The organism is Paenibacillus sp. Marseille-Q4541, assembly GCF_018310695.1.
GTDB lineage: Bacteria > Bacillota > Bacilli > Paenibacillales > Paenibacillaceae > Paenibacillus.
The window spans coordinates 270,929-295,949 of sequence record NZ_JAGXCY010000002.1; the positions used below are offsets into that span (position 1 = coordinate 270,929).

Below are 25,021 nucleotides of genomic sequence, written 5' to 3' on the forward strand. Positions count from 1 at the left end.
TGCCTATGTTTATTTATTGGGTTATTGGTCTGGGTATAATAAGCGCTTTAATTCTTAATTGGCCTTTCAAGAAATTTCTAAGTATAAAACCAACGTTTACAGATATCATGATACTAACTCTGTTTTTACTTGGAGTAGGATATCTCTTTGAAGTTTTATTTAAATATAATTCAGATCCTTTTGTTGCTGTCATGACCATTATTACTTCAATCATACTTGCTTTCCGTCGCTATATGGAAATAAAGAAAACCTTTAAACAATCATAAGTTAATCTTCATAACTAGACCTTGAGAAGAGGTTTTTTATTTGTCATCAAGGGAGTGATTATTGGCATTAATAACATACCAATCACTAACTCTTTGAATAGCCAATGATCTATGAGATAGGTGAACAAAATACACATGCCTATTGCTAGTATTCATCTAGTTCTATGTTCATTCTTTTCAGTAGTGTTTTGATATGCATTGTCCTCTCTGAATAAATATGGGTTTCATTAATAAAGTTCATTTATCTGATTTATTACTCGATTTATTAGCTCTGTTTCTTCAAACAAATTCTCTAACAGTCAAGTTATCAAAATATAATACAACCCCATTTTTGCGAACAATCATATACTTATCCTCATTCCTATCTTCATTAAAAAGTGTCTCCTAAACGATAAATTTAATGGATTCAAGAGAATCGGATAAAGATACATAAATCCACCCGTAAAGTCCCGTAATTGATCTCCGTTGTTACTGAAATATCTACCCCATTCATGTCTTCCAAATGAACTTGCACCATCAATCCCAATCTTGTCTCCATCATAACTAAACCAAATGTCATCATTTTTTTGTAAGTAACTAGTTGGGGTATGCCCGAATACAACTTTTATTGTCTGTGTTGGTCATTTTATTTCTATAAAAGATATCTCTGATCCAGAGAAAGTCATCGTCATGTGTCAGTTCACATGACCTATAAAATGGATTAATTCCTGCATGAACAAATATATGACTGTCTGTCTCATGGTAATAAGGTAGAGAATTAAGAAACTCTATGTGATGCATGTAATGTTTTAAAATAAACTCTTTTGCTTTCTCATATGTATCCCAATCAAATTGCTCTTCGAAGAAATCAAAACCACAATAACTCTCAACCGTCTGGTAAGCACCGTTATTCAACCACAACTCATCTTCGCCATTTAACATAGCATCCACAAACATTTGATCGTGGTTACCCTTTAGAATAACTACTCCATGTTCTTCGTGTAATGTCTTTACTTGTTCAACAACCTGCCTACTTTTAATACCTCTGTCTACATAATCACCAAGAAGAATTAAATTGTCTGAGCCTGGATTGTATTTATTTTGAAAAAGCAGCGGTTTTCTTATCTAATTTTATTTTTCTTTGATTTTTACAAAATATTGTTTATAAATTACATATATTGGTTATTTATCCATTGTACTAAAAAAATATATATTGGAGGTAAAGAAATGAAGCGACTTTTTACAGCACTATCTTTTTTTCTTGTTATCCTATTGATTCCAGCTAATTTTGCTGGGGCTGCATCCAACGAAGAAGGAGATACGATAAGTATCAATCTCGATGAAGAAAACTTAAATTCAATATCATTGGATACTATTAAATCTCACATAAGTAAACCTGGTAATACATTGATACTAGAGGCAAACGAAATTGATAAATTAGAAGTCTACAACAACATACTAGAACCTTTGAAAATACCTTTGTTTTTAGAAGATAACGAATTCGTTCAGGCAAATCCTGATGCAGAACCGTCAAAAGAAGAAACTAGTATTGATGGTTGGGAGAACGTAACTGTTGAAACTAAAACAACGTTAATTGCCCTATACAATGCTCATGGGAAAATTACAGTGTTGCAAAACGATCAACCTATTAACAAAGAAGCAGAAAAAGCAAAAACGTTCAGGACTTACACGACAACAGATAGTATAGAATCGTTTATCGAAGATTTTAAGAATGATATGGACAAAATTATTCCTTCTCAAGAGGTTGCGCCCTTAGCGGTACAAGAAGGGGAGCTTCTCACTAGTATTCGAAAATCATTTTCTGTAGACGGAAGTTATGTAGCTATAGGCGGCACTACCGTTAAATACATTGCAGGTAAAGCTGTAACTGATTATATTTTATATGCAAACGGAACAGGTACCCATTTCTACGTTCTTGCTGATTCTCAAGTTTCTCCGGCAGGGGTAGCCGATACCAATAATTCAGTTTACACTTCTGGGTATAAATCAAATATTAGAACTAACTCAACTACTAATTCATTAATAAGTTGGACCCCAAACACTTCTAATTTAAACTTGAATACCAGTTCATCATATCAAGTTGGGGTGAGTGTTGCTGGGACAGGAATTTCACTGAATTTCGGTTACACATGGAGTGGTAAATCATCTACAAGTTTGCAAGGTTTAGGCGACAAAACAAGCGGTTTAACAACTAGTTTTTACTCAAGGGAAGGCAATGTACTAACAGGCTATGGGCTTGCCTCTTCTAAATTCACCACTGGACATGGTGCATTAATTAAAGCTTCTAACAAAGTACTATCTTTTTCTTCAAGCCATCAATTTAGAAATTCTAATTTACAATCAGCTGGTGGTACTTGGTATTCTACAACGGCCACTAACCTTTCATACAGTTATAATTAAGGCTGGACATATTACCTATGAAAAGTTATCATTTTTAGGTAATATATATCAAAAGGAGGCATATTATGGTTAGGATTTTCTTGGGTTGCACATCAATTTTGTCTTCCGTTATTATCCTGTGTACAGGATTTATACTTTCCGGTCTAAATTCATTGCAAGATGCCATTACTAGTCGTAGCGGTGGTTTCGTTTACAGCATCTTCGATATTAACTTATTTTGGTTTATAGTTCCCATCTTGTTGTTTATAATTGGTGTCATCTTTATCTATTCAAATTCTGAAAAATAACAACTATATAAAAGATCAATGGATAATGAGAACTCGTTCATTCCATTGGTCTTTTATTTTTATGAAAGCTACATTTCATTATTTAATATTGTTTATAAAGAAGTCGCGTTATACAACTCCTCTATAAATTTAGAAAATAAAAAACGATGTACTGAAAGTTTAAGTACATCGTTTTTTATTTACTGAAATTTTTTAGACAAATCATATATGATAATTTTATAAAAATAAAATCTATATTTAATAAAGCTCTAGCTTGCTTATTCTATCTACAAAAAGAAAGCCCAGTTCTACGAGAACCAGGCTTTAATAATTCTAGATTAGATTTAGTTATATACGTTACCGGCAAATGCAGTTGCTTGTGTGATAAGATTCTTGCAATTCAAATAAAGCGGCACGCCTGTATGCACTAATTTACTTGTAAATGTGTTGTAATACCATTCGTTTGATAGTGACTGTTTGTAAGTTCCCCATACACCAATTTTTGATAGCGGCGATGTTTGTCCTGTTACTCCATGAAGCCAAATAGAATACATCATATCAGCTTGCTTAGTATTGGACTCTGGTTCTTGCCAGCCTTTAATGGATATAGCATTTGCACTATATTTACGTTCAAAAACATTAGAAGAATTATGCTGTTGTAAGCCGCCTATTGTTGCAGCATAATAGCTAATTGCTGCTTTTGGAGTTGGCGCTGCTGCTTCTGTGTAACCGTAAGAAGCATTGTTATTTTTGTATAGCTCTACCTGGTTATTCTCTCCCAATGGTTCAAGTGGGCTAGTTTTCTCTAAAGTTGTACTAGTTTCTTCGAGAATTTCTTTAGCTTCTGGGTTATCTTTGTCAACTAATATGTATTCCTATGATAAAGATGGTAATCAAGTTTTAAATACGCCAAATGGACGTAGTAAAGTTTTTTATGACATCGCAACTTTTGTGTATCGTTACCTCAATAAATAATCAAATTAAACTAGGAGTTGTTACGTATGAGTAAATGAAAAAACTCTGGTTTGTGGGCAGCATTGGTATCCGCGTTTCTTTTGGCTGTTCAATCTGTGGGTGCTTTATTTGATTTCCAACTTACAACTGAACAGTATGATGGCATTATGACATGACCGCCGTAAACTCTGTTCTAGGACTGTTGGTTGTATTAGGAGTAATTAGTAACCCTAACCTATGTAAAGGCTTCACAGATAAGAAATAATAGCTTAAATTGACTGTTAAGATGAAATGGTAATTTTATAAAGAAAACAGGCTTAAAAAACGTTGATTTGATGCGGTTTTCAGACATACATATTTAGAAATTGACTGGAAATACAACTATACCCTTCTTTAGGATGAGATTTTCCTATTGAGGGGTATTTTTTTTCATTTTTTAATGCCCAACTCCTATGTATCTCCCCTGTAAAATTCAGGGGGGTCATTTTCCTTATATTCACATGTTCACTTCGTTTCAATTATGGTCACTTTGGTCACAGTTTTGGTCACAAAAACTAGATAATCAGGGGTGAAACTAGTGACTAATCAGTAAAAGTCAGAAAATAGTTAAATCTTTCTATTAACCTTGTCCCTCAGCTCGAAACAACATCCACGAGTAAAATTTGTGAAAAGATCTCATTTTTTCATTTTATGAAGTGCTTTGTTAATCCAAATTCCAGACAATACGCCATCACCCATTGCGACTGCAGCCTGTTCTGAATGTATACCAAGATCTCCTGCAATCCATAAGTTCTCAACTGATGTCATTCTCGAACGCGCATCTGCCACCACGTGCTTATTATCCGCAATTTCTGCACCGAGTTGTTCAGCAAGTTCGGAATGAACTGGGTTATTCCCAAAGGCAATAAATCCACGTTCCGCTTCGACCACTCTGCCACTATTCAGAATAACTGCTGAGATCATTCCATCTTCTTGTTCTTGAACTTTTTCAATCGGTTCATTTATATATTCAATCTTCTTATCTTTCAGTTTTTGAAGAATTTCGCTCGGAACTTCGGTTTGCTCATGATTAATGTATACCATCTCCGGTGTTCTGCTTGATAGAATACGAGCCATATTCGCACCGGCTGTTCCCGAACCCATAATAATCGTTTTTTTATTTTTGATCTCATATCCATCACAATCAGGACATACATATACCGAAATCCCTAACGTGTTTTTTAATCCAGGAAGCTCTGGGTGGCGATCGGTTAACCCTGTGGCGAGTAACAACGTTCTGGACTCATACATTGCACCAGAATCCCCTGTTAAAGTAAACACACCTTCTTTTTTATGTGCCCTACTAATACGGTCATGAATAAAGCTTATGCCATAAGCTTTTGCATGTTGTACTCCTCTCTTCCGCAACTCTTCTCCTGATATTCCATCTGGAAACCCTAATATATTATGATAACTACGACATAAGTTCGATCTTCCTTCTCCACTATCAATGACGAGCACTTTATGCTCAGAATAGCGCCCCAGCTGAATAGCTGCCTGTAGTCCGGCAATGCCTCCACCTACAATAATGCAGTCATGTATCATCCTATCCCTACCTTCTCTCTAGTTACTATCTATTTTCAAAAGTTCATCTCTTTTATCCTTAAACAAATCCGTTGTTTTTAAACGTAGATACAAGGAACAGCAAAAAGACCATGTGTAATCACATGGTCTTTGATTAAATATTTTATTAATCTAACTGAAAACGATAGTTTTCATAGATTCTCGTATTGTTAATAGCAGGCCAAATATCTTTTGTCTCTGAGCCCATATACCAATAGGCATACCCAGCTACTCCTAGTTGTTCTGACAAGCGTACTTTGGCAGAGAGCGAACGACTGTCTTCTGTCCAAATTTTACGTTTTGAACCTGTATTCGTATAAGTTAGTGTATATTGCGAGCAGATCGAATCCCAATGAAGAGCACGCCGATTTGAGCTATAAATCTGACCCTGACGCTGTAATGTAATATCATAAGAACCCTTAATAGGATCGGCAAGTGACCAGTCTCGTGTATAAGTTGGGAGCGCCACTATAATATGTTCCTTATCCATCACCTTCATCAGTTTCTGAATACCTGATTTGAGCCAAGGCAAGGAGGATACAGAACCAGGATTCGTCGATCCATTCCAATGCTCTTCATATGCCATTAGAATGACGTAGTCTGTATTCTTCCCGAGCATTTCGTAATCGAATGCAGCGGTCCAGCTCGAACCAAGATCAGGAGAAACGTCAATAGAAAGAATAATTCCGTTGCTTTTTAATTTGGGATATAAGGAGGCAATAAACGCACTCAAATAATCGCGATCCTCGGGTTTTACATTTTCAAAATCGATATTCAGTCCAGCCAGACCATAATTAGATGCACTTGAAACAAGTTTCTGCACGAGTAATTCCCGTTTTGCCGGACTTGAGAGTATCCGATGTGTAAGCTCCGCATCCGAACGATTCCCTACCATTCCCCATATGTCCAGCTTATGTGTTGTTGCAAAGTTAATGAGTCGTTGCTCAACATTACTTTTTACCAGATTGTCCTCATCTAGGAAAAACCAGCGAGGAGATAAAGTGTTGATTCCTGAAGACAATACTTGTTGTTCAAATTGTGCCGTTGTTGAATCGTATTGCCATCCCAGTTGCACTTTGTTCACAGGTTTCATTCGAAGCGCATTTTTTACTGTAGGAGTTTCCAAGATTCGATCAATGAGTACGGCAGCTTCCGCACGGATCAATGATCTTTGGGGATAGAAAAGATGATTATCCCCTTGCATATACCCCAGCTCCGTTACTTTGGCAACAGAAGATCTAGCCCACGCAGAAATTCTTTCACTATCATAATAAGGAAGCTCAGATGGAGATGTAACGGCAGGCGGGCTTGTCTTTAACATACGAGTCATAATCGCTGCAGCTTCTTCTCTAGTCACGGCTGACTGCGGCTCAAACCTAGAAGTAGATCTCCCTTTCATCATCTCCAAATTAACAAGGGCATGGATATCCCCATAATACCAATCTGTTTTTTTCATATCCAAAAAGGGAGACAGGTCATTTTTCACGGGAATTAACCTTAGTGCTCGAACAATCATCGTAGATAGTTCTGCTCTTGTCAGCTTTTTACCTGGTTCAAAATAATGAGAACTCGTTCCGCTGACGATTCCGTTCTTATATAGCCGTAGAATAGCTTCTTCTGCATAGCTAGCAGATATATCATAAAAAGGTTTTTTCACTGAAGCGGCTTCCGTGAGCTCTGGTCTTGATATACCGATCGCTGTAGTCAGCAGGATCAGTGCAGTGCATGTCATGGTTATTCTTTTTATTGTCCGTTTCAAAATAGGAGCGCCTCTCTTTATTTTTCATAGTACATCCATCCTATCAATGAACTCGGTTACTGTATCTATGTAAATACTAGAAAGATTACCAAGTATATAGAAAAACACCGCTTTGCAGCGGTGTCCTCATGAATCTATTTTCGATAATCAGCTCGATACTTTTCTTTGGTAGATGAATTACTTTTGGTAGCTTCCTTATCTTTTTCTTCCTGTTTTTCAAGACTCAGATCTTCCATGGGAATAGGATCAACATGGAGTTCATCTTCATAACGATCGAATAAACTTTCTTCCTCGGTCCGGTATTGTTCTGGATGATCCATAGTATGACTCCGTTTTTTATCTTCTTGTTCGTAAACATGATCTTGTCGATCTTTATTCGGTAGTTTGCTCATTACTGAATCCTCCCTCACATTGTTGTTATTTATTACCATAATACTTTGGAGTTCAAACAATCTATCCACTTCATCCCTTCTTAATACAAAAAAAACACTACAGAATATCATTCCGCAGTGTTTTCATATTAAGTGCCAAACTGAATCTGTGCCTCAAATATAAGTTTGCCAGTATGATTGATCCCCCTGAACCATATCGATTGATCTACCAGCTCAGAACGTTCAACAATCCCCTGTTCGTCTTGCTTCACCTCTCGGTGATAGGTTATTCGAAACCGTTCCATGCGAAGACTGCTGACTTCATTAGCACTCAAGGCATCATAACAAAGATCAGCATACCTCGCATTGTTAACATGTCCATTGCTATCAATAAGACTATATGTAGCTATAAATTCATAGGCTTTCCTCATCTCAATCTCAAGGGGAATGGATACCTTAGCGGGAGGTCCGTCTGTTATATCTCCTGCTACTACCGGGATCTCATAAGGTAGGGCTGAAGGACGCAAAATTTTACGCTTATGAATATCAACTAATGTCCAAGCAGAACGAGCATATCCTGATGCTCCTGAGGTTCCTATAAATTCATAATCTCTCAACCATACGACCCCTTGATAACCTTTAGACCAAGTAGAAATCTCCACTTTTTCCTCCAGAACAGGAGTCTGTGTAAGTGTAAGATCCATGGTCATCAACATCCAGCCAAAACCGTCCCGAAGCATTTCAGAAATGGTCATCCCTAGCTGCTGCAGATGCCGGTCAGCACCATCTTGTAGTCGTTCCAGCATGGCTGATAACTTGATTCTAGACTCTACATCAGATTGACTCGAACTAACTTGAAATGATTCTATTCCTTTTTCGTTCATTGGTTAATCCACATCCTTTAATTACTACACTATTCCTATTACTTTACCGTGTTTGGGTAAGTAAAGGCAAATAGTTAAGTCATGGATCGAACCTCAACCTCCCAGTCCGCTAAGTTGCTCTCGAAGGTTATTTATATTCGTAATTAAATCAGGAATCCCTGTTTGCTCCCAAGCTTCTTGCGTAAATCCTCTCTGTTCCAACTCCGTTTTGAAACTTTCTACCATCCCCATCAGCTGCTCATTGTACTGAACAAGCTGGGTATGAATCGCTTCACCCAATGCAGGTGGAGTCAGTTGAGTAAACTCACTCGCTTCTGTTTGAATCTGCTGAAGAGTTTCTTTCATTTGTGTTGCAATCTGAGGATTAGTTACCGCTTGTTCCGCCAAACCTTGCAATTCAGTTCCTGCCGTTGAAATCTGCTGAATATATTCGGTTGCATCATTAACATAAGTTATAGAACTGTTTACACTCTCAACTGCACCACAAGCCGATAACAATAATGTGGTTACAAGGACAGACGTCATAACCGCTATGTTACGATTTCTATTGCTGTTCTTTTTTCTCATTTTCAATCTCCCTTCAAGCTGTAAGCCCTTTCTTAATAGTACGTTCCGTCTCATGCAACCGTTTCAGTTATCTTGATGTAACCGTGTTTGTTGCTGAATTCGATACGTTTCAGGAGAGCATCCTACCGCTTGTTTGAAGGTACGGCTAAAATGGGAAATTTGTTTAAAGCCTGCTTTTTTACTGACTTCCGTTACACTAATTTCAGGCTGGAAACGAAACAGTAATTTGGCCTGATTGATCCGTCGCTGATATAAATACTTGATAATTGTCGTACCAGTCAGCTCTTTAAACAAAGCTGCCATGTAAGGTTTAGATAAATGGAGTTCACTCGCAATGTCTGATAACGCTACTTCGTACATATAATTTGATTCAAGATAGGTGATAATGTGCTGCAAATGTTCTTCTTTGTCTGATAAAATTTTACGATGATGCATAGCCGTTTCATAAAAATGAGCGGCCATCACCAGAAAGTCACACAACTTGAAAATAAATCGATCATGCGCCCTCTCTTGATTTTCATTCCCCTGATGCAGCTGATTCATCTGCGCAAAACATTCTTCCACTTCGATTTGCTGTGCTTGTGTAAGATGAATCACTTCATTGTTTAATTTTTCAAATGGTTCAAGAAGCCATTTCGCTCTCTCTGGATGCAAATATTGTTCTATTTCAGAAGGGTAAAAGTGAAGCGTTGTTCGGATATAAGTTGTATCAGGTTCGGGGTGAGGCCTGTGAAGCGTCATCCCATGCATAAGGATAAGGTCCCCCGGCTCGAGTATATGAATCCGATCTCCGATAATATAATTGCATTTTCCTGCGTGAAAATAATAAATTTCGTAAAAAGGGTGGGAATGAAATCCGTCATCAACCTCAGTATGTAATGGATCACAATTTCGGTGAGTAAAGCTGAGCGGCTCCTTCATCTGCATTGTATAGGCCAAAAGCAAGGTCACTCCTTCATCGTTAACCTGTTCTTCTGGCTCCATTGTAACATGATGCGGTCTGCCGCAGTTATATATCAGCGATGCTCTAATTAACTATTTATAAGCTGGTGCAAGTTGCTCTGCTTGCTGCTGGGCAATGAGACATAATTCAGCTGCTTTAAATGCATGTTCCTGGGTCATGGCAAGCTCTGTCCGCTGTAAGCAATCTGTAATCAGTTGACCAAAGAAAGGATATCCCACCTTCCCTTTCACGCCAAATCGGTATTCACCTTCATGATTCACGAGGTAGACTTGGTCCCCTTCTTGTTCCCTCGCGACATCGGTATATTTTCTAAGTTCAATGTATCCATCAGTACCAAGAATTGTCGTTCTTCCATCCCCCCAAGTAGACAAGCCATCAGGCGTAAACCAGTCCACTCGAAAATAGCCGGAAGCACCATTATTTCCAATCAAAGCAGCTTCACCAAAGTCTTCAAGCTCCGGATAAGCAGGGTGATTCAGATTGGCAGCACGGCTATACATTACTTTTGCATCTTGGCAAGAAGCGAAAGTTAGAAACTGTTCAATTTGATGACTACCAATGTCACATAGAATTCCTCCGTATTGCTGCTTTCGAAAAAACCAATCCGGACGACTTGCTGCATTTAGCCTGTGTGGTCCTGTCCCCATGACTTGTAATACACGGCCAATTGCTCCTTGTTCAATCAGCTGACCTGCGTATACTGCGCTTTCAACATGAAGACGTTCACTGTAATAGACCATATACTTCCTGCCCGTCTCTCTCGTCTTAGTACGAGCGGCTTCCAGCTGAGCAAGGGTTGTAAATGGAGTTTTATCGGTAAAATAGTCCTTTCCTACATCCATCACTTGCAGCCCAAGCTCGCCTCGCTCCGATGGAATTGCAGCAGCGGCGACAAGCTGAACTTCATGATCTAGAAAAATCTCGTCCAAAGATCGGGCAGCACGAACTCCTTCAAACTTTTCCATAAAGACTTTTACTTTTTCCGGGTCTTTGTCATATACCCATTTAAGCTTTGCTCCTGCTGCAATCAAACTACTGCACATTCCATAAATGTGCCCGTGATCTAAAGCTGCAGCGGCGAAGACAAATTCCCCCGGACCACATACCGCCTCTTGGGCTACACTTTTAGGGGCATAAAACATTCCGTCTTGAGGGCTCATCCGATTCTCTCCTTCGATCATTGATCAGTAGTTACATCCAGGAAGACGATGCTGTTATCGACTTTTTTAGTAAGTACCACTTAAATCTACGAGCTCTTTTGTAGCCTGTTCTTCCGATTTTTTGATTTGGGAAGATCTGATTTTTTCTTGCAGCTGTTCATAGAATTGATCCTCATCTATAGGAAGATCAACCCACTGATCCGTCCAGGTAGACAAATACATTGCATTGGACAGGGTAAGCCCTTTTATCCCCTCTTCACCTGGGGCAATGAGCTGCTTCTGCTCCCTAATCGCATCAATAAAGTTTTGAATGATACCTAGATGACCCGTTTCTTTCCCCGTAATCGGAATTTCCGTTTTCCAGCATTCAGGTTGAGCAAAAGCGGTCGTATTTCGTTTATTAAATTCACTCTCTAGTTCACGTAACCGCCAGAAAGTCATTTTCCCGTCTTCAATTACAATTTTGCCGCGATCTCCCGTTATCTCAAAACGGTTTGTGCCCGGTGCTTCTCCTGTTGTTGTTACAAACACTCCTGTTGCCCCATTCTCATACTCCACATAGGCGGTAACGTCATCTTCCACTTCAATGTTTCGGTATTTACCGAATGAACAAAAAGCACGTACACGCTTAGGCATCATACCGATCGTCCACTGCCATAAATCTAACTGGTGCGGATCTTGGTTTATGAGAACTCCGCCCCCTTCTCCTGCCCAGGTGGCGCGCCATCCTCCAGAATCATAGTAACTCTGAGAGCGATACCAGTTCGTAATAATCCAGTTCGTACGTCTGACCTCGCCAAGTTCTCCTGATGAAATCAGATCCTTGAGTTTAATGTACAAGGGGTTAGTCCGCTGATTGTACATAATGGAAAAAACTTTACCGCTCCCTAGTGCTGCTTCGTTCATCTCACGTACTTGCTTGGTGTAGACACCCGCAGGTTTTTCAATGAGAACGTGTAGTCCATGCCTAAATGCCAAAATAGCCTGCTCCGCATGATGGTAATGTGGAGTAGCTACAAGAACAGCGTCTATGCTGCCAGATTGATACATCTCCTGCGGCTCTTTATAAAAGAGTACATCTTGGGGCAGTGTTTTCTCTGCCCACTCTCTAACCGAATCCCTAGCGTCACATACAGCAGCAAGCACCGCACCCTTAATATGACCTTGGACAAGCGTCAACGCATGGGAAGAACCCATATTTCCGATACCGATAATCCCTACTCTTACCTGTTCCATGATGCTATACCTCCGTCCGAAGCTCGCCAAGGAGCGTTCTCATACTATGGCTAAAATGCTTCAACATCTCCGCTGAAGACAGACTCTGGCTGAAATCCTCAATGCCTAGGTAACCTTCGTAACCTACAGATACCAAATCCTGTAGCACCTGACTCCATGGAACAACTCCGTCAAGTAAAGGCGACCATTTACATCCATATTGTATTTCCTCAAGGCCATCCACAACGTCAGTTCCTGGTTTCTGTGTCCAAACTGCATTCTTAACATGCACATGTGCAAGATAAGGACCAAGGAGCTCAAGTCCCATACGATAGTTTTCATATCCTTCATGGACCATATTACCTGGATCGTACAAGACTCCAATATGATTAGGGTCGAAAGTAGACACTAGTCGATAGGCGAGAGATGCGCTTGGTGCAATGGTTACATGATGAGTTTCGACGATCGCCTTTACTCCATATGTGCGGGACATCTCCTGAACTTCAGAAAGATAGGAGATTCCTGTTTTAAATAATTCATTATAATTTTCTGTTCGATTGTAAGAAGGCACACCTACTCTCATCATGGTGGCCCCTAGGGCACGAGCAGCTTCAAATGCTTGTTCGGTAGATACAAGGTCTGTTGCAGATAGATAAGGGACAAGTGCAATCGATGTCAATCCTTCTTTTTCAGTCAGGTTTCGAATCGCCGTGATGTCTTCTAATGTCCCAGCAGGATCGATAGATGCTAAATTCCTCCCCCAAAATGAAGGACTTTCCGCTATTGCATGTTCCGGAATTCCCTTGTATCTCCATTCAATTCCTTCTAATCCGGCGCTGGAAGCAGCCTTAACAAGTTCCTCTGGAGTAAAGTCAGGGGTTGCGACGGTAAATACGGATAACTTCATTTTCGAGCACTCCTCTCAAATAAAAGCGTATTCATTAATTCATCGTAACATCACTTTCGCTCAGCAGATACTCCACTTCCACAACAGAAGAATCTCAGATAACAAACGAAGGAAGGTAAACAATCTCGTGCAAATGATCATGATTCAACGGCTAGGCCCCATTCGCTTCCCAATACAAAAAACACCTCTTGTCATGACAAAAGGTGTTCGTTATATGAAGCTTACATTGAATTTATAATGAGAATAAGAGCTATGATTTACTATCATAAAATACATGCTCTGCATGAATATCGCCATCAATCGTAATCACCCCATGTGAATATTGAGGTTGTCTCCGTTTGTCTGTTGGCGATCCAGGGTTAAACAATAGGCATTTTCCATCCTGTTTCAGTAAAGGTATATGGGAGTGTCCAAAAATAATACAATCAACCTGTTCACCACTGAAGGCAGCTATAGCATTCGCTTCTGTGCTTCCTTTGCCATGATGTCCATGCACCAGACCAAATCGTTTTCCCCCGGCTTCTATGATCGTTTGTTCAGGTAATATCCCTCTGATCATCGTCAAGTCTGTGTTGCCCGTTACACCATGAACCTTCCCCATGGATGTAAGTTCTTCATATACCGAAATATCACTCCAGTCTCCTGCATGAAAGATAAGGTCAGAATCTTGTATATCCTGAAGAAGCGGAGCTGGCCACTCCTTCGACATTCTCGGCATATGTGTATCTGATAGAACGGTAATCTTGATCATGATTAGTAACCTCCTTCACCCGAAAATGGGATGGTTCTACTTCATTTAATCTAAAAAGGGATCTTTGCTTTCAGGACGAGCTACTTTCCCCTTCAACTGACGAATACTGTATTCGAGCTGTTTAACCACTTCTTCTAAGTGTTTGCGGTCAATCAAATTCGGATCAGCTTCCGGTTTTGGAGCACTCTTCATACTTCGAATCGTATACTGCTGTTCTTGCCACTTATCCATTAAATCCGAAATATGGGCATAGAAACGCTCATAATCCTTAATAATGAGGTCCAGAAACTCATCCACCTCATCAGAATCATAACCTCTAAGTTTATAATTAAACTGCTTTTCATGGATTGATAGAGCATCCAGCTGAATTCCGAGCTGTTTAAACAATTGTTTTTGCTTATCTAGACGACGCTTCATATGTTCATCCATCATAACGACCCCCATTACATCTTTCCTAAGGAAATCACCTGTTGTCATGAGACAAGTAAAGGTTCCCCTATATTTTTATATCATAATTTGGCCAATTAAGAAAACGATACCGCTTAATTCGCCACCTCTGATGACCATAAATTTACTTATCAACCAAATACATTATGATATTTTGAGTAGCATCGATAGATTTGGTTGTAAATCGACAAAACCGGGTATATAGATGACACGAATGAAATACCGAAAGGAGATTTACACATGACATCTACATTAACTAAAGCAAAAATTCAAAAATTACAGGAGCGCCTTCTTACTGAAAAAGAATCCATTGAAAATCATTTTGAAATAAATCAAGAGAGTTCAGAAATAGCTGAATCTTCACTCCGTGACTCAACAGGAGAATTATCTTCAGTCGATAATCATCCTGCAGACATCGGTACTGAAACCTATGAACGCGGACGTGATCAAGCTCTGGACGAGCACCAAAATAACGAGCTGGAACAAATTAACCATGCCCTTGAGAAAATAAAGGATGGCTCTTACGGTCTGTGTGAAGTGTGCGGTCAGCCGATTCCCTACGAGAGACTTGAGGCTCTTCCCTTTACCACACTATGTATCGATGATGCAGCACAAGCCGGGCAAGGAAAGCTGAACGAACGACGTCCTGTAGAGGAGCAAGTAATGACCCCACCACCACGTGGTGCAGGAGAAATCAGTCAGCGTAATGCCGGTAAATTTGATAATGCAGAAGCATGGGAAACTGTAAAAGAATTTGGTAATTCCGATTCACCGGCCACTTCCACCAAAAGAGATGTAAAAGATTACGATGATATGTAATCCTTAGCGAATTGGTAAGAACCTTTCCTTTATTGGAAAGGTTCTTCTTTTATGTTCATGTACATCATTCTTATTTTTCTTTATTACGTACAAAAGTGGCAAACACATCATAGCCAGCCTGATCTGCGCCTTTCCTCTTCCTGAAATAAGGCTCACATAACTTAATAATTTCAGCATGCAGGGCTTCTGCTTCAGTATCTGTCATATATAAAGAACGGTTAAACAGATGTACTGAGGAAGAATCCTCAGCGTTTCTCTCTACATAATTGATTTTGTTGCGATCAAACAATTGTCCCAAATGGTGAACATGTTCTGCCACGATCACATCTTTTACCTCATCATCCTCTATATTCTTCTGACCAATCTCAATTTCCCCTGAAAATACGGCATAATACTTTGCTATAATTCCGTTGATTTCTTTAGTATCTACCAAGGAAAGGAGACCTATCTTCTCTAGTTTTTTAACATGATAATGTACTTTAGCAGGAAGCTCTCCTAGCTCATCTGCAATTTCCTTAACCGTAGCAGGCTTACCAAATCGCCGAAATACATGTAAAATCTTTAAACGGTAAGGGTCAGAATAGGTCTTGATTTCCTCCATTGTGGTCAAAACTTTTACATCCATGAAGAATCCCACCTTTAAAAAGGGTTGATGTCTATTATAGTGTTAAGAGGATGCTCTGGTCAAAATCGTCAAAAACGCCTCTTACGGACAGATCCTGGGAGAGACGTTTTGATGTATAGCTATTATCATGTGAACCGAAATATTAACATTTAATAATGAGATCAGAATACAGGAACCTTAGAAGTTAACTGAACACGTTCACGCTTATGAGCGGATTCCAAACAAGCTTCAATAACCCGAATATTGTTGACTGCATCTTCCGGAGCAAAGGGAAGCGGCTTACCATCCAGAATGGCGTCAGCAATAGCTTCCGCCTGAAGCACAAACGAATTAGAGACGGAAACTCTTTCTTCTCTGGTTACATGGTCTGTATGAATAATGATTTGCGGAGGAATATCACTGTTTTCCCAGCCAAATACTTTGGGAAGTTCTATTCTTCCTTTCGTACCGAGTATTTCGAATTCCGCTCTCGCACAAGCCCACATCCCACAATCGAAAGTGAGTGCCACCTTATTAGGAAATTCGATAAGACCCGATGCCATCATATCTACATCATCATGTTCTGGTGAAAACAACGCATGCACAGTGACTGCTTCGGGTTCAGTTTCTAGAAACATGCGAGCAGCAGAAATGGGATAGACGCCTACGTCATAGAGAGAACCTCCACCCATATTTTTTTGAAAACGGACATTGTCCTTATCCTCACAATTGTTATACGTAAAATTCGCATGAATAGCGCGGACTTCGCCGATCTCTCCGCTTTCAATAATCTCCTTCACTCGGCGGTGCTTAGGATGATATCGATACATGAACGCTTCCGCAAAGACTACATTTTCTTCCCTGCACACTTCAATCATTTGAGAAACCTGTTTCTCATTGAGCGCAGCTGGCTTCTCACATAATACGTGTTTGCCGGCTCTTGCGGCACGGATCGTCCATTCCATATGCAAATGATTCGGCATGGGAATGTAAACAGCATCGATCTCTTCATCTGCCAGTAGTGCATCATAGCTCCCGTAAGCTTTAGGAATATTTAGTTCCGCTGCAACTTCCGCAGCTCGGCTCTCATCACGACTTGCAATTGCTATAACCTGACCACGTTCTGATTGCTGTATAGCAGGAATCACTGCAGTTCTACCGATCTTTGCAGTACTCAGGATCCCCCATCGAATCTGCTTACTCATACGCTATTCTCCCTTTCTGTTTCAGATGAACTTTGAAATACGAATCCACTGTTTACCACTCGTTATACAAAGCTAAAAGTTATCTCGCTCTGCTTTGTTTAACATGCCGAGACAGCGATCCAAATCTGTTTTCACTTGCTTTTTATATAAATTCGCCTTTTCTTCTCCATCATCAGTAAAGTGATACAATACGATTTCTTGAAAATCAACACGAGGGTCGTTTCCCTTTAACCGCTTTGTTCGATAGAACACGCCTTCCTGAACTAGTTCATGTAAGGCGCGATAAACTTCACTTTGAGGCGGGACATAACCAAACCCTTTGAATTCATCCTTCATGGCCTCCAGCATTTCGTAGCCGTAACCTCTATGTTGCTCTACCATCGTAATTAAATAGAGTTTGATAAATGCTCGCTGGGATATCATAAAAGCCAAATGATGTCCTCCTCTCATAACAATCAAATAACCATCTTTGTTCCATTATAAACCTCTTTTTATGTCTTGACATCCTTCTATTTTTTCAAATAGCTATTTTGTGACAGAAAATATCACATCGTAATAAAGGAAATATAACGTGGGGATGAATAAAAAAAGGAAATAAGGATCTTACTTGAATTTACTATTTTGAATTTTTCATGTATTGAAATTTAGATGATTTGTTTTATTATAGATGGCCATTCTTCTTTTTTATAGTAAAATTAAGGAAATAACGAAGAATAGGACGTGTTATTTTGACCACCCGTATTTATTTCTCGGCCCCGCGTATGGCTGATATAAAACAATCGACCTTGCAAGATATGCTATCTCGCTGGAATCTCGGTACCCTATACTCATACAAACCAACGGATCACGGCATGATGAAACAAACGCTGTTTATTTATACCTCTTCTGGTAATTATGTATTCAAAGGAAATCCTCTATTTCCCGGACAGTGGAAGGAAGAGAAGTTTATAATTGATCAGCTCTCTATACATACAAATGCTCCGGTTCCTATGCCCTATCTGATGGACACAAATGAAGATCTATTTGGTTACTCGTATGCACTTATGCCTCTTCTTCCTGGAGTCCATTATCATGATTTGGATCTACATTCTTTGACTGAAGACGAGCATAGTGCGATTCTCATCCTGCTTGCTGCTACGCTTGTCGATCTCCATGGATGGGAAACAGCACTTGCAGGGGAATATGATCCGGGGACAGATCGAATCCAGCCTTTTGATAACAGTTATTATCATTTTCTAGAGCACCAGATTATGTACTGGCTTGAAGACGCACGAAAATATGCTCCAATTAAGGAAACAGACGTAACTTGGGTGCGTGAGCAGATGATCTCGGCTGAAGCTGCATTTCGTCATTTAAATACTTATTCGTTTGTAATGGGAGATTACAAGTCAGAAAATATTTTGCTACAACAACACACCGATAAATGGAAAGTAAGTGGTGTTTTTGATTTTACAACAGCTTATTTTGGTGACCCCCTTGCAGATGTAGTAAAATTCACGAATCAACTTCTATGGAAAGGACAACAGAAAGAGGCTGCTCTATTCCTCACCTCTTACCTACAACGAAATGACAGATCCTTTTCCCGCAATGATGTCTCATCACGACTTACCATTCATTTCTTGTACAGTCTCATTCTTAAATGGGGTGAAGCCCACGCAACCGGACAAATAGATACTGAAGAAAAATTCACCTTTCGAGAGTTTGCTTCCCGTCACTTGGAAATGGTGCGGTCATTATACTAAAAAGAGCCTGATTGCTCGTATGATCGATGCAATCAGGTTGTTTCTCATCACTACTATGAACTTTTCATAACTTGTTCTTTTTAGATAAAGGAATATGGATCCCTACGATCCACTTTCCTACCTTGAAGAAAGCAATGAGCCGCGTCATCCCAAGTGATAGCAAGGAAGCAATCAAAAAGGTCATTAACATTTGCAAGGTGACACTCCAAGAGGAGTACAATGCTTTTTCAATCTGATAACTAAATACAAGCATAAGCGCGTGCATAAGATAAGCTCCAAATGATAAGGACCCCATGACAGCGAGTGCCCGTGAGAAGAATCCTTTAGGTAGCAGCATAGCAGCCAAATAACAAACAAACAGGGATATAACGAGATAGAGCGCCATATCTGGTCGAAGTAAGGAGACTCGATTAAAATTGATTTTCAGCCCCTCCGGAGTAAGAAAGAGACTCGAAAGTTCGTAAACGTAATATCCGGAAAACAAAATAAATAAGGGAATCATCACCATTCTTGATTTCCAGACGATGGACTGCCACAAATTTGGATATAATCCGGCTGCAGCACCAAGCAAAAAGTAAAAGAAAAAAAATAGAACATTTCGGTCTGCATACGTAGTGAACCAAGGCGTAATCCCTGGAATATTCGCGATCGCTGCCCATTCCCCAATTCTCCCGCGATAGTACATTAGAATCAGATAGACAACACCCATGATCAGCAGTAATAAGAGCAGCGTAGTTTCTTTATATTTATTCTTCAGCTTGAGAATCGCGATACGAATGAATGGAAACAGCAAATAGAGCTGCATGATCATGATGATATACCACAGGTGATAACTGCTCTTACCTGTCAGCAGTTGCAATAAACTCTTCCCTATATCAAACGAATAAAATCCTGCAGGTCCAGATGTTCTCCATATATTGAAGCAGATATAGATAACGGACCACAAAATGTAAGGAAGAAATATATCGGTTACTCTACGTTTTAAAAATGTGCGGCTGGCAAATCGGTCTTCGTAATTGTAAAACAACACCATACCTGTAATGAAAATAAAAGCAGGTACAGCAAATTTAGATAACATAAGTAATACTGACATTACGATACCATCCGTGAACGTAACCCCAGGTACATAAGCATAATGAGCGATGGAATGTTGGAGAACAACAGCCATAAAAGCTATTCCTCGCAAAGATTCAATTGCAGTCAATCTCGGTTTATTTGGCACAAATCCTCCGTTAATGAATTTATTATTCATCTTATTATTTGAAATATTTACGAAGTCTATCATACACGAAAAACCCGAAAAAAACCTCCTGAACCAAAGGCTCAAGAGGTTAATAAAAATAATATGTTCTTAGGACAATCTCTCCTTAACGGATGGAACGATCCATATTGGTTTTGATTGCTTCTTCTTCCACTCGATCACGAGCTACACGATTGGGACCTGGTACATTGTCTGCATGTTCATAATCGTGATAACGATCTGCATTTAGAGACCGATTGTCTCGAAAAATACCATGAACTTCCGTGTCCTTCGCTCTTTGGTCTACTAGAACGAGAATATTACCCTCATCTACGTTTTTCTCATATTCTTGCGCTTCATGTTCTGGAATACCTAGCCCTACTAGACCACCAACTAACCCACCTGCTCCGGCACCTACAGCAGCACCAGTTAAAGTAGCCGCAATCGGCCCTGCTGCCAAGATCGGCCCAATCCCCGGAATAGCCAGTGCTCCAATCCCAGCGAACAATCCTGCTAAACCACCGAGCACACCACCTGTTGCCGCACCAGCGGCTACACCTTCCGGTGCTTTCGTACCTGTCTCGGATTCGATTGCTTTCATATCATCCTTACTCCGAGTAATAACCGAGATTTCATTGTTACGATACCCTCGTGCTTGCAGTTGCTCTATTGCACGTGAAGCTTCCTGTTCTGTTTCGAATACACCGACTACTTTTTTGTTATCCATCGTTATTTCCTCCTCAAGGAAAAGTAATTTGTTGTTTGTTAATTACCCGCCTCTCCAAGGACTAAACAATTAGATACATAAATATTGAAGACAAACCAGAAAAGCTATTCTATTTAGACACGTCTGCATGGAACAACATGTAAAGAAGGACGGATTATTTTTTTTGCTTTACACGACTTGTCGCTTCCGCTTCTAATGGCTGTTCAGGCCAGTAATGTTTAGGATATCTTCCTTTCAAATCTTTTTTCACCTCATAATAACCTTCCCGCCAAAAGCTTGCGAGGTCAGATGTGACTTGTACAGGTCTTTGCGCAGGAGATAGTAGATGAATTGTTAAAGGAATACGACCTTGTCCCAAACGCGGGCTGTCCATGAGACCAAACATTTCCTGCAGCCTGACCGCAATATAAGGACCACCTTGACCATCATATTTGATTGGAATTTTGGAGCCGCTAGGGACGGTAAAATGGGTCGGGGCTTCCCGCTCCAGTATTTGGCGGTCTTCCCACGACAGACTATCTAATATAACGGATGTAATCGAGATGTTCTGTAGACCCGCTGCTGAACGTACGCCAACTAGATAAGGTGGGAGTTTATCCAGTAAGTATTCTAGAAGATAGGGATCTGACATATCCGGCCAAGCAGGATCTGCTTCATGCAGAAATTGCATTCGCTCCAAAAGCTGACGAGTAGATTTACCGATTGAAAGTAATGATACTCCTTCCGTCCGGATCCCCCCAAGCAAAGCTTGCAAAACCTCTTCCTCAGGCGGATCAGGGTAAACCATTTCTTTCAGGATAATGGCTCCTCGTCTCTGTCTTCTCACTGCTCGTACACTTCGTGTATTCTGATCCCAATAGACGTCTTCTTCGATCACGATCAGTTCTTTCAGAAAAGAGTACATGTATTCAAGCTTGATCGGAGCACAAGTCCGAATCACCCCATCCGCACCTTGGTCGTCTGCTTCAGCAACGACAAGATAAGGAGCATCCAGGTCGCGCGCGTTCGAAGCGATCCGAACTCCACGGCCGCTAGCAAGCAGATAGCGGCCGTCTTCTCTCCTTTGCCCGATCCGGTCCGGATAGGCAAAGGCTAGCAGCAAGCCACAGCTGTCTTGTGGAGGTAGAGTCTCGCTATCGATCTTGCGAGACTCTACCTCACTGTACAGCTGGCGGCTCTCTTGCATGAGGCGGCGAAGCAGCGCCTCATCACGGGAAGCTGCCGAGGCAAAGCCGGCAGCTGAAACCGCCCGCAGATACTCGAGCTGCGGGCGAAGATCCCATCCCGCCGCTGCATCTTGCAGGCGGGGTGATCCTTGCTGCAATAGCGCGCCAAGTAGGCTGGCATCTCTGGCCAGCCCGAGCTCCGCTGCTTGCAGCAGCATGTGCCCAATGCGGGGATGTGTCCCCATCCCCGCGATATGCTTGCCGCGGCTCGTTACTTGGCCGCGGCCTGTGAGGCAGCCCAGCTGCTGAAGCAGCGCACTTGCTGCCTCATAGGGTCCGGCTGGCGGGACATCTAGCCAGCGGAGCTCTTCAGGGTGTTGCACGCCCCAGACTGCAAGTTCAAGTGCAACGGGTGCAAGATCGGCTGTCAGCACTTCTGGCCGGTTTTTATCGGGTCTGGCATCTTGTTCCAAGCGACTCCATAAACGGTAGCAGATACCTGCTGACGTCCTTCCTGCCCGTCCTTTTCGCTGTTCTGCAGAAGCTTTAGAGATCGGAATCGTCACCAAGCGGCTCATTCCTGATCGGGAGGAAAACATGGAATCTCTTCTTAACCCACTATCGACCACTGCACCAATACCATCAATGGTTAAGCTGGATTCCGCTATCGTTGTAGCTAGAACGACTTTTCGGTTCATAGCTCCAGAAGATGAGATCGCTTGATCCTGTTCTATTTGAGATAAAGCTCCGTAAAGCGGGTATACCTTTACCTCTGATCCCCATTTTTTATCATCCAGCATCCTCTTCACCCGGTGAATTTCTTTTGCACCAGGTAAGAAAGCCAAAACATCCCCTTCTTGCTGATCTAATGCCATTTGAATAACATCTGCCATGTGAGATTCCATATCCATGATTCGAGGTTTCGGGACATATTTCGTTTCCACTGGAAATGTTCTTCCTTCACAAGTAATCAAGTCAGTATCCCCCAGCAGAGAAGCGACAGGCTCGGCTTCTAGTGTCGCTGACATGACCAAAATTCGTAAATCTTCACGGAGTACAGATTGGCTTTCGAGGGCTAATGCAAGAGCTAGATCACCCTGCAGATTGCGTTCATGAAACTCATCGAAAATGAGAAGCCCAGCCCCCTCCAGTGCCTGATCCGTTTGAAGCATTCGTGTCAAAATCCCTTCAGTCACTACTTCTATTCGGGTAGCACTACTAACTTTACTATCCATCCTGACCCGATAACCTACGGTTTTTCCCACTGGCTCACCTAAACTTTGGGCCATCCTCGTTGCAGCATTTTTGGCAGCTAGTCTTCTAGGTTCAAGCATTATTATTTTTTGATCTTTCATCCACTCTTCTTCTAGAAGAGATAAAGGAACGACCGTGGTCTTCCCGGCGCCTGGTTCTGCAATAAGAACGGCAGATGTGTGATCTATAAATGTGCTTTTAAGCTTTGGAATGACTTTAAATATAGGGAGTTCATTATTAGATTCTTTAAAATGTATTGGCATTTCTGGTCTCTTTTCTCCATGATGATATATTGTTAATCAGTCTTCCAATCTTGCGCGGATTTGTGATTCATACTGGGCTAAAGCAGGATTCTGATAAATCCCTCGCTGTTCCAATAGTAACCGGACCCGTAATTGTTGTTCTGTCAGTCTCTTTTTCAGTTCATGCAGCTCCGTATTATTCGTACAAGCAGCAATTAACTGCTGGATTTGGATTGTATCCTGCTGTACGAGTAGCTCTTCGGGTAAAACACCTGCATTTTTCAGTATTTTATACGAGGCTCTCAGTTCTTCCGGTACATGAGACAAATCTTCCAGCTCCAATGGTTTCCCCATACCAGGCAGATTATCAAGATCTCCCCGTTCCATGGCTTCCGCTATTTTCTGTTCTGCGAGTCGTTCTACCCATCCCACCTGCTCAGCCCTCCTTCATCCATACGCTAGTGTCAATGTATATAAAATAGCGAAAAAAACCGCCTCCCGCAAGGGAAACGGTTTTCTATTCAATTAAAAGTTTGCATCAGCTACTAGGGAGTATCCTATGTTTCTGCTAATTCCTAAGCAATCCTAGCTTCGAATATCCCTCTTCTACCTTCTTATAGGTTCACACTAACTCAAAAGAGATTCAGCCCCATCAATCACAATTTGAGCTCCCGTAATGTGCTGTGCTGCATCAGAAGCCAAAAAAGCGACCAATTCTGCTACTTGTTCCGGTTTTCCAGGTCCATCGGATAAAGGTATTCTTCCTTCTGGAAATTCCATCTTTATAGAAACTTCGCTAAGCTCATCTGATTTTTCTGTACTTTGATCAATATTGGTTGAAATTGCACCCGGACAAATAACGTTCACCCGGATTTTGAACTTAGCAAGCTCAAGCGCAGCCATTTTAGCAAAAGCAACTTGTCCTGCCTTGGATGTACTGTACGCCGACATTCCTATATTAGAAAAAGTATAGTTACCATTAATGGAACTGGTAATGATAATACTTCCTCCATTTCTTTTCTTCATATGAGGTAATGCAAATTTCACCGTAAAAAAAGTGCCCCCTAAATTCGTAGTCATCGTGTTATGCCAATCCTCAACGTCAATATCCTCTATGGGAGCAACTACACCATTAATACCTGCATTTGCAAAAATGATATCTATTCCGCCAAACTCAGCCACCGTATCTTTTACTGCTTTTTCTACCCGCTTAGGGTCGGATATGTCCACATCATAAGAGACTACTTTTCCCGTGTTTAATCTCTTAATTTGTTGTTCTGTTTCGTCCGTTCGATGATCTATTAGGTCAAATAAAGCTACATTGGCCCCTTCTTTTGCCAGCTTCAACGCTGCTGCTTTCCCGATTCCGGAACCCGCTCCCGTTACAATAGCCGTTTTTCCTACAAAACGTAATCCTGCTTCCGAAGATGCTGACATAAAAAATTCGCTCCTTTTAAAGTCTGTCCAGAGAAATTTGGAAATTCTCTTAGACAGCCTGCCCAAAGGAGC

General features: G+C 40.8%; 25 protein-coding genes. 4 read left to right on the forward strand and 21 right to left on the reverse strand.

The features are described from left to right. Positions 1–5 precede the first annotated feature (5 nt). A complete protein-coding gene (locus KFT32_RS03905) occupies positions 6–266 on the forward strand; it encodes a hypothetical protein (protein WP_211745805.1) in 261 nt (86 codons plus the stop codon). A gap of 576 nt (positions 267–842) precedes the next feature. Here KFT32_RS03905 and KFT32_RS03910 read toward each other — a convergent pair. After that, positions 843–1,370: a metallophosphoesterase gene (locus KFT32_RS03910; protein WP_211746019.1), complete on the reverse strand. Its 528-nt coding sequence runs from the start codon at positions 1,368–1,370 to the stop codon at positions 843–845. A gap of 102 nt (positions 1,371–1,472) precedes the next feature. On the opposite strand from KFT32_RS03910, the gene KFT32_RS03915 reads away from it, so the two are divergent. Further along, complete coding sequence (locus tag KFT32_RS03915) at positions 1,473–2,666, forward strand: hypothetical protein (RefSeq protein WP_211745806.1); 1,194 nt, start codon at positions 1,473–1,475, stop codon at positions 2,664–2,666. 610 nt (positions 2,667–3,276) lie between these two features. On the opposite strand, the gene KFT32_RS03920 is transcribed toward KFT32_RS03915, so the two are convergent. From KFT32_RS03920 to KFT32_RS03975, 12 genes are all read right to left on the reverse strand, one after another. Then, positions 3,277–3,714 carry a hypothetical protein gene (locus tag KFT32_RS03920; RefSeq protein ID WP_211745807.1) on the reverse strand — a complete coding sequence of 146 codons (438 nt, stop codon included), beginning with the start codon at positions 3,712–3,714 and terminating at the stop codon, positions 3,277–3,279. A gap of 847 nt (positions 3,715–4,561) precedes the next feature. Then, the gene (locus KFT32_RS03925) at positions 4,562–5,470 is read right to left on the reverse strand and encodes an NAD(P)/FAD-dependent oxidoreductase (protein ID WP_211745808.1); all 909 of its coding nucleotides are present in this window, start codon (positions 5,468–5,470) and stop codon (positions 4,562–4,564) included. Between the two features lie 145 nt (positions 5,471–5,615). Beyond that, positions 5,616–7,247 (reverse strand): S-layer homology domain-containing protein, encoded by a 1,632-nt coding sequence (locus KFT32_RS03930; RefSeq protein WP_211745809.1) that lies wholly within the window; start codon positions 7,245–7,247, stop codon positions 5,616–5,618. Between the two features lie 134 nt (positions 7,248–7,381). Then, positions 7,382–7,567: a hypothetical protein gene (locus KFT32_RS03935; RefSeq protein ID WP_211746020.1), complete on the reverse strand. Its 186-nt coding sequence runs from the start codon at positions 7,565–7,567 to the stop codon at positions 7,382–7,384. 200 nt (positions 7,568–7,767) lie between these two features. Next, the gene (locus KFT32_RS03940) at positions 7,768–8,502 is read right to left on the reverse strand and encodes an acyl-[acyl-carrier-protein] thioesterase (RefSeq protein WP_211745810.1); all 735 of its coding nucleotides are present in this window, start codon (positions 8,500–8,502) and stop codon (positions 7,768–7,770) included. Between the two features lie 93 nt (positions 8,503–8,595). After that, on the reverse strand, positions 8,596–9,069 hold the full coding sequence (locus KFT32_RS03945) for a DUF6376 family protein (protein WP_211745811.1): 474 nt from the start codon (positions 9,067–9,069) through the stop codon (positions 8,596–8,598). Between the two features lie 63 nt (positions 9,070–9,132). Beyond that, positions 9,133–10,008: an AraC family transcriptional regulator gene (locus KFT32_RS03950; protein ID WP_211745812.1), complete on the reverse strand. Its 876-nt coding sequence runs from the start codon at positions 10,006–10,008 to the stop codon at positions 9,133–9,135. A 96-nt stretch (positions 10,009–10,104) separates the two neighbouring features. After that, on the reverse strand, positions 10,105–11,193 hold the full coding sequence (locus KFT32_RS03955) for a Gfo/Idh/MocA family protein (RefSeq protein WP_211745813.1): 1,089 nt from the start codon (positions 11,191–11,193) through the stop codon (positions 10,105–10,107). Positions 11,194–11,259: 66 nt separating this feature from the next. Continuing rightward, positions 11,260–12,429, reverse strand: coding sequence for a Gfo/Idh/MocA family protein (locus KFT32_RS03960; RefSeq protein WP_211745814.1), 1,170 nt, complete (start codon positions 12,427–12,429; stop codon positions 11,260–11,262). Positions 12,430–12,433: 4 nt separating this feature from the next. Continuing rightward, positions 12,434–13,315, reverse strand: a complete 882-nt coding sequence (locus KFT32_RS03965) for a sugar phosphate isomerase/epimerase family protein (RefSeq protein WP_211745815.1) — start codon at positions 13,313–13,315, stop codon at positions 12,434–12,436. A gap of 250 nt (positions 13,316–13,565) precedes the next feature. Further along, entirely contained in the window at positions 13,566–14,063 is a 498-nt protein-coding gene (locus KFT32_RS03970; RefSeq protein ID WP_211746021.1) for a metallophosphoesterase family protein, read from the reverse strand. A gap of 48 nt (positions 14,064–14,111) precedes the next feature. After that, positions 14,112–14,495, reverse strand: coding sequence for a DivIVA domain-containing protein (locus tag KFT32_RS03975; protein WP_249435663.1), 384 nt, complete (start codon positions 14,493–14,495; stop codon positions 14,112–14,114). Positions 14,496–14,753: 258 nt separating this feature from the next. Here KFT32_RS03975 and KFT32_RS03980 point away from each other — a divergent pair, with 258 nt between their 5' ends. Continuing rightward, the gene (locus tag KFT32_RS03980) at positions 14,754–15,332 is read left to right on the forward strand and encodes a TraR/DksA C4-type zinc finger protein (RefSeq protein ID WP_211745816.1); all 579 of its coding nucleotides are present in this window, start codon (positions 14,754–14,756) and stop codon (positions 15,330–15,332) included. A gap of 70 nt (positions 15,333–15,402) precedes the next feature. Here the strand turns inward: KFT32_RS03980 and KFT32_RS03985 are convergent, their stop codons facing one another. From KFT32_RS03985 to KFT32_RS03995, 3 genes are all read right to left on the reverse strand, one after another. Beyond that, a complete protein-coding gene (locus KFT32_RS03985; protein WP_211745817.1) occupies positions 15,403–15,957 on the reverse strand; it encodes a winged helix-turn-helix domain-containing protein in 555 nt (184 codons plus the stop codon). Positions 15,958–16,118: 161 nt separating this feature from the next. After that, positions 16,119–17,141, reverse strand: a complete 1,023-nt coding sequence (locus KFT32_RS03990) for a Gfo/Idh/MocA family protein (protein WP_211745818.1) — start codon at positions 17,139–17,141, stop codon at positions 16,119–16,121. 72 nt (positions 17,142–17,213) lie between these two features. Further along, complete coding sequence (locus tag KFT32_RS03995; RefSeq protein WP_211745819.1) at positions 17,214–17,573, reverse strand: replication termination protein; 360 nt, start codon at positions 17,571–17,573, stop codon at positions 17,214–17,216. Between the two features lie 296 nt (positions 17,574–17,869). Between KFT32_RS03995 and KFT32_RS04000 the strand changes: the two genes are divergently transcribed. Then, the gene (locus KFT32_RS04000) at positions 17,870–18,883 is read left to right on the forward strand and encodes a phosphotransferase family protein (protein WP_211745820.1); all 1,014 of its coding nucleotides are present in this window, start codon (positions 17,870–17,872) and stop codon (positions 18,881–18,883) included. 64 nt (positions 18,884–18,947) lie between these two features. Here the strand turns inward: KFT32_RS04000 and KFT32_RS04005 are convergent, their stop codons facing one another. From KFT32_RS04005 to KFT32_RS04025, 5 genes are all read right to left on the reverse strand, one after another. Further along, positions 18,948–20,105 carry an acyltransferase gene (locus KFT32_RS04005; protein WP_211745821.1) on the reverse strand — a complete coding sequence of 386 codons (1,158 nt, stop codon included), beginning with the start codon at positions 20,103–20,105 and terminating at the stop codon, positions 18,948–18,950. A gap of 145 nt (positions 20,106–20,250) precedes the next feature. Then, positions 20,251–20,850: a general stress protein gene (locus KFT32_RS04010; protein ID WP_211745822.1), complete on the reverse strand. Its 600-nt coding sequence runs from the start codon at positions 20,848–20,850 to the stop codon at positions 20,251–20,253. Between the two features lie 154 nt (positions 20,851–21,004). Beyond that, complete coding sequence (hrpB, locus tag KFT32_RS04015) at positions 21,005–23,533, reverse strand: ATP-dependent helicase HrpB (protein WP_211745823.1); 2,529 nt, start codon at positions 23,531–23,533, stop codon at positions 21,005–21,007. Between the two features lie 36 nt (positions 23,534–23,569). Beyond that, the gene (locus KFT32_RS04020; RefSeq protein ID WP_211745824.1) at positions 23,570–23,944 is read right to left on the reverse strand and encodes a DnaJ family domain-containing protein; all 375 of its coding nucleotides are present in this window, start codon (positions 23,942–23,944) and stop codon (positions 23,570–23,572) included. 195 nt (positions 23,945–24,139) lie between these two features. Next, positions 24,140–24,949: an SDR family oxidoreductase gene (locus KFT32_RS04025; RefSeq protein ID WP_211745825.1), complete on the reverse strand. Its 810-nt coding sequence runs from the start codon at positions 24,947–24,949 to the stop codon at positions 24,140–24,142. Positions 24,950–25,021: the final 72 nt, after the last annotated feature.

Coding starts and splice junctions, on each gene's coding strand:
- KFT32_RS03990 (WP_211745818.1), bottom strand. CDS start 17,141: ATGAGTAAGCAGATTCGATGGGGGATCCTGAGTACTGCAAAGATCGGT.
- KFT32_RS03945 (WP_211745811.1), bottom strand. CDS start 9,069: ATGAGAAAAAAGAACAGCAATAGAAATCGTAACATAGCGGTTATGACG.
- KFT32_RS03985 (WP_211745817.1), bottom strand. CDS start 15,957: ATGGATGTAAAAGTTTTGACCACAATGGAGGAAATCAAGACCTATTCT.
- KFT32_RS04025 (WP_211745825.1), bottom strand. CDS start 24,949: ATGTCAGCATCTTCGGAAGCAGGATTACGTTTTGTAGGAAAAACGGCT.
- KFT32_RS03935 (WP_211746020.1), bottom strand. CDS start 7,567: ATGGATCATCCAGAACAATACCGGACCGAGGAAGAAAGTTTATTCGAT.
- KFT32_RS03975 (WP_249435663.1), bottom strand. CDS start 14,495: ATGGATGAACATATGAAGCGTCGTCTAGATAAGCAAAAACAATTGTTT.
- KFT32_RS03940 (WP_211745810.1), bottom strand. CDS start 8,502: ATGAACGAAAAAGGAATAGAATCATTTCAAGTTAGTTCGAGTCAATCT.
- KFT32_RS03915 (WP_211745806.1), top strand. CDS start 1,473: ATGAAGCGACTTTTTACAGCACTATCTTTTTTTCTTGTTATCCTATTG.
- KFT32_RS03925 (WP_211745808.1), bottom strand. CDS start 5,470: ATGATACATGACTGCATTATTGTAGGTGGAGGCATTGCCGGACTACAG.
- hrpB (WP_211745823.1), bottom strand. CDS start 23,533: ATGCCAATACATTTTAAAGAATCTAATAATGAACTCCCTATATTTAAA.
- KFT32_RS03955 (WP_211745813.1), bottom strand. CDS start 11,193: ATGAGCCCTCAAGACGGAATGTTTTATGCCCCTAAAAGTGTAGCCCAA.
- KFT32_RS04010 (WP_211745822.1), bottom strand. CDS start 20,850: ATGGATAACAAAAAAGTAGTCGGTGTATTCGAAACAGAACAGGAAGCT.
- KFT32_RS03960 (WP_211745814.1), bottom strand. CDS start 12,429: ATGGAACAGGTAAGAGTAGGGATTATCGGTATCGGAAATATGGGTTCT.
- KFT32_RS03965 (WP_211745815.1), bottom strand. CDS start 13,315: ATGAAGTTATCCGTATTTACCGTCGCAACCCCTGACTTTACTCCAGAG.
- KFT32_RS03980 (WP_211745816.1), top strand. CDS start 14,754: ATGACATCTACATTAACTAAAGCAAAAATTCAAAAATTACAGGAGCGC.
- KFT32_RS03905 (WP_211745805.1), top strand. CDS start 6: ATGTTTATTTATTGGGTTATTGGTCTGGGTATAATAAGCGCTTTAATT.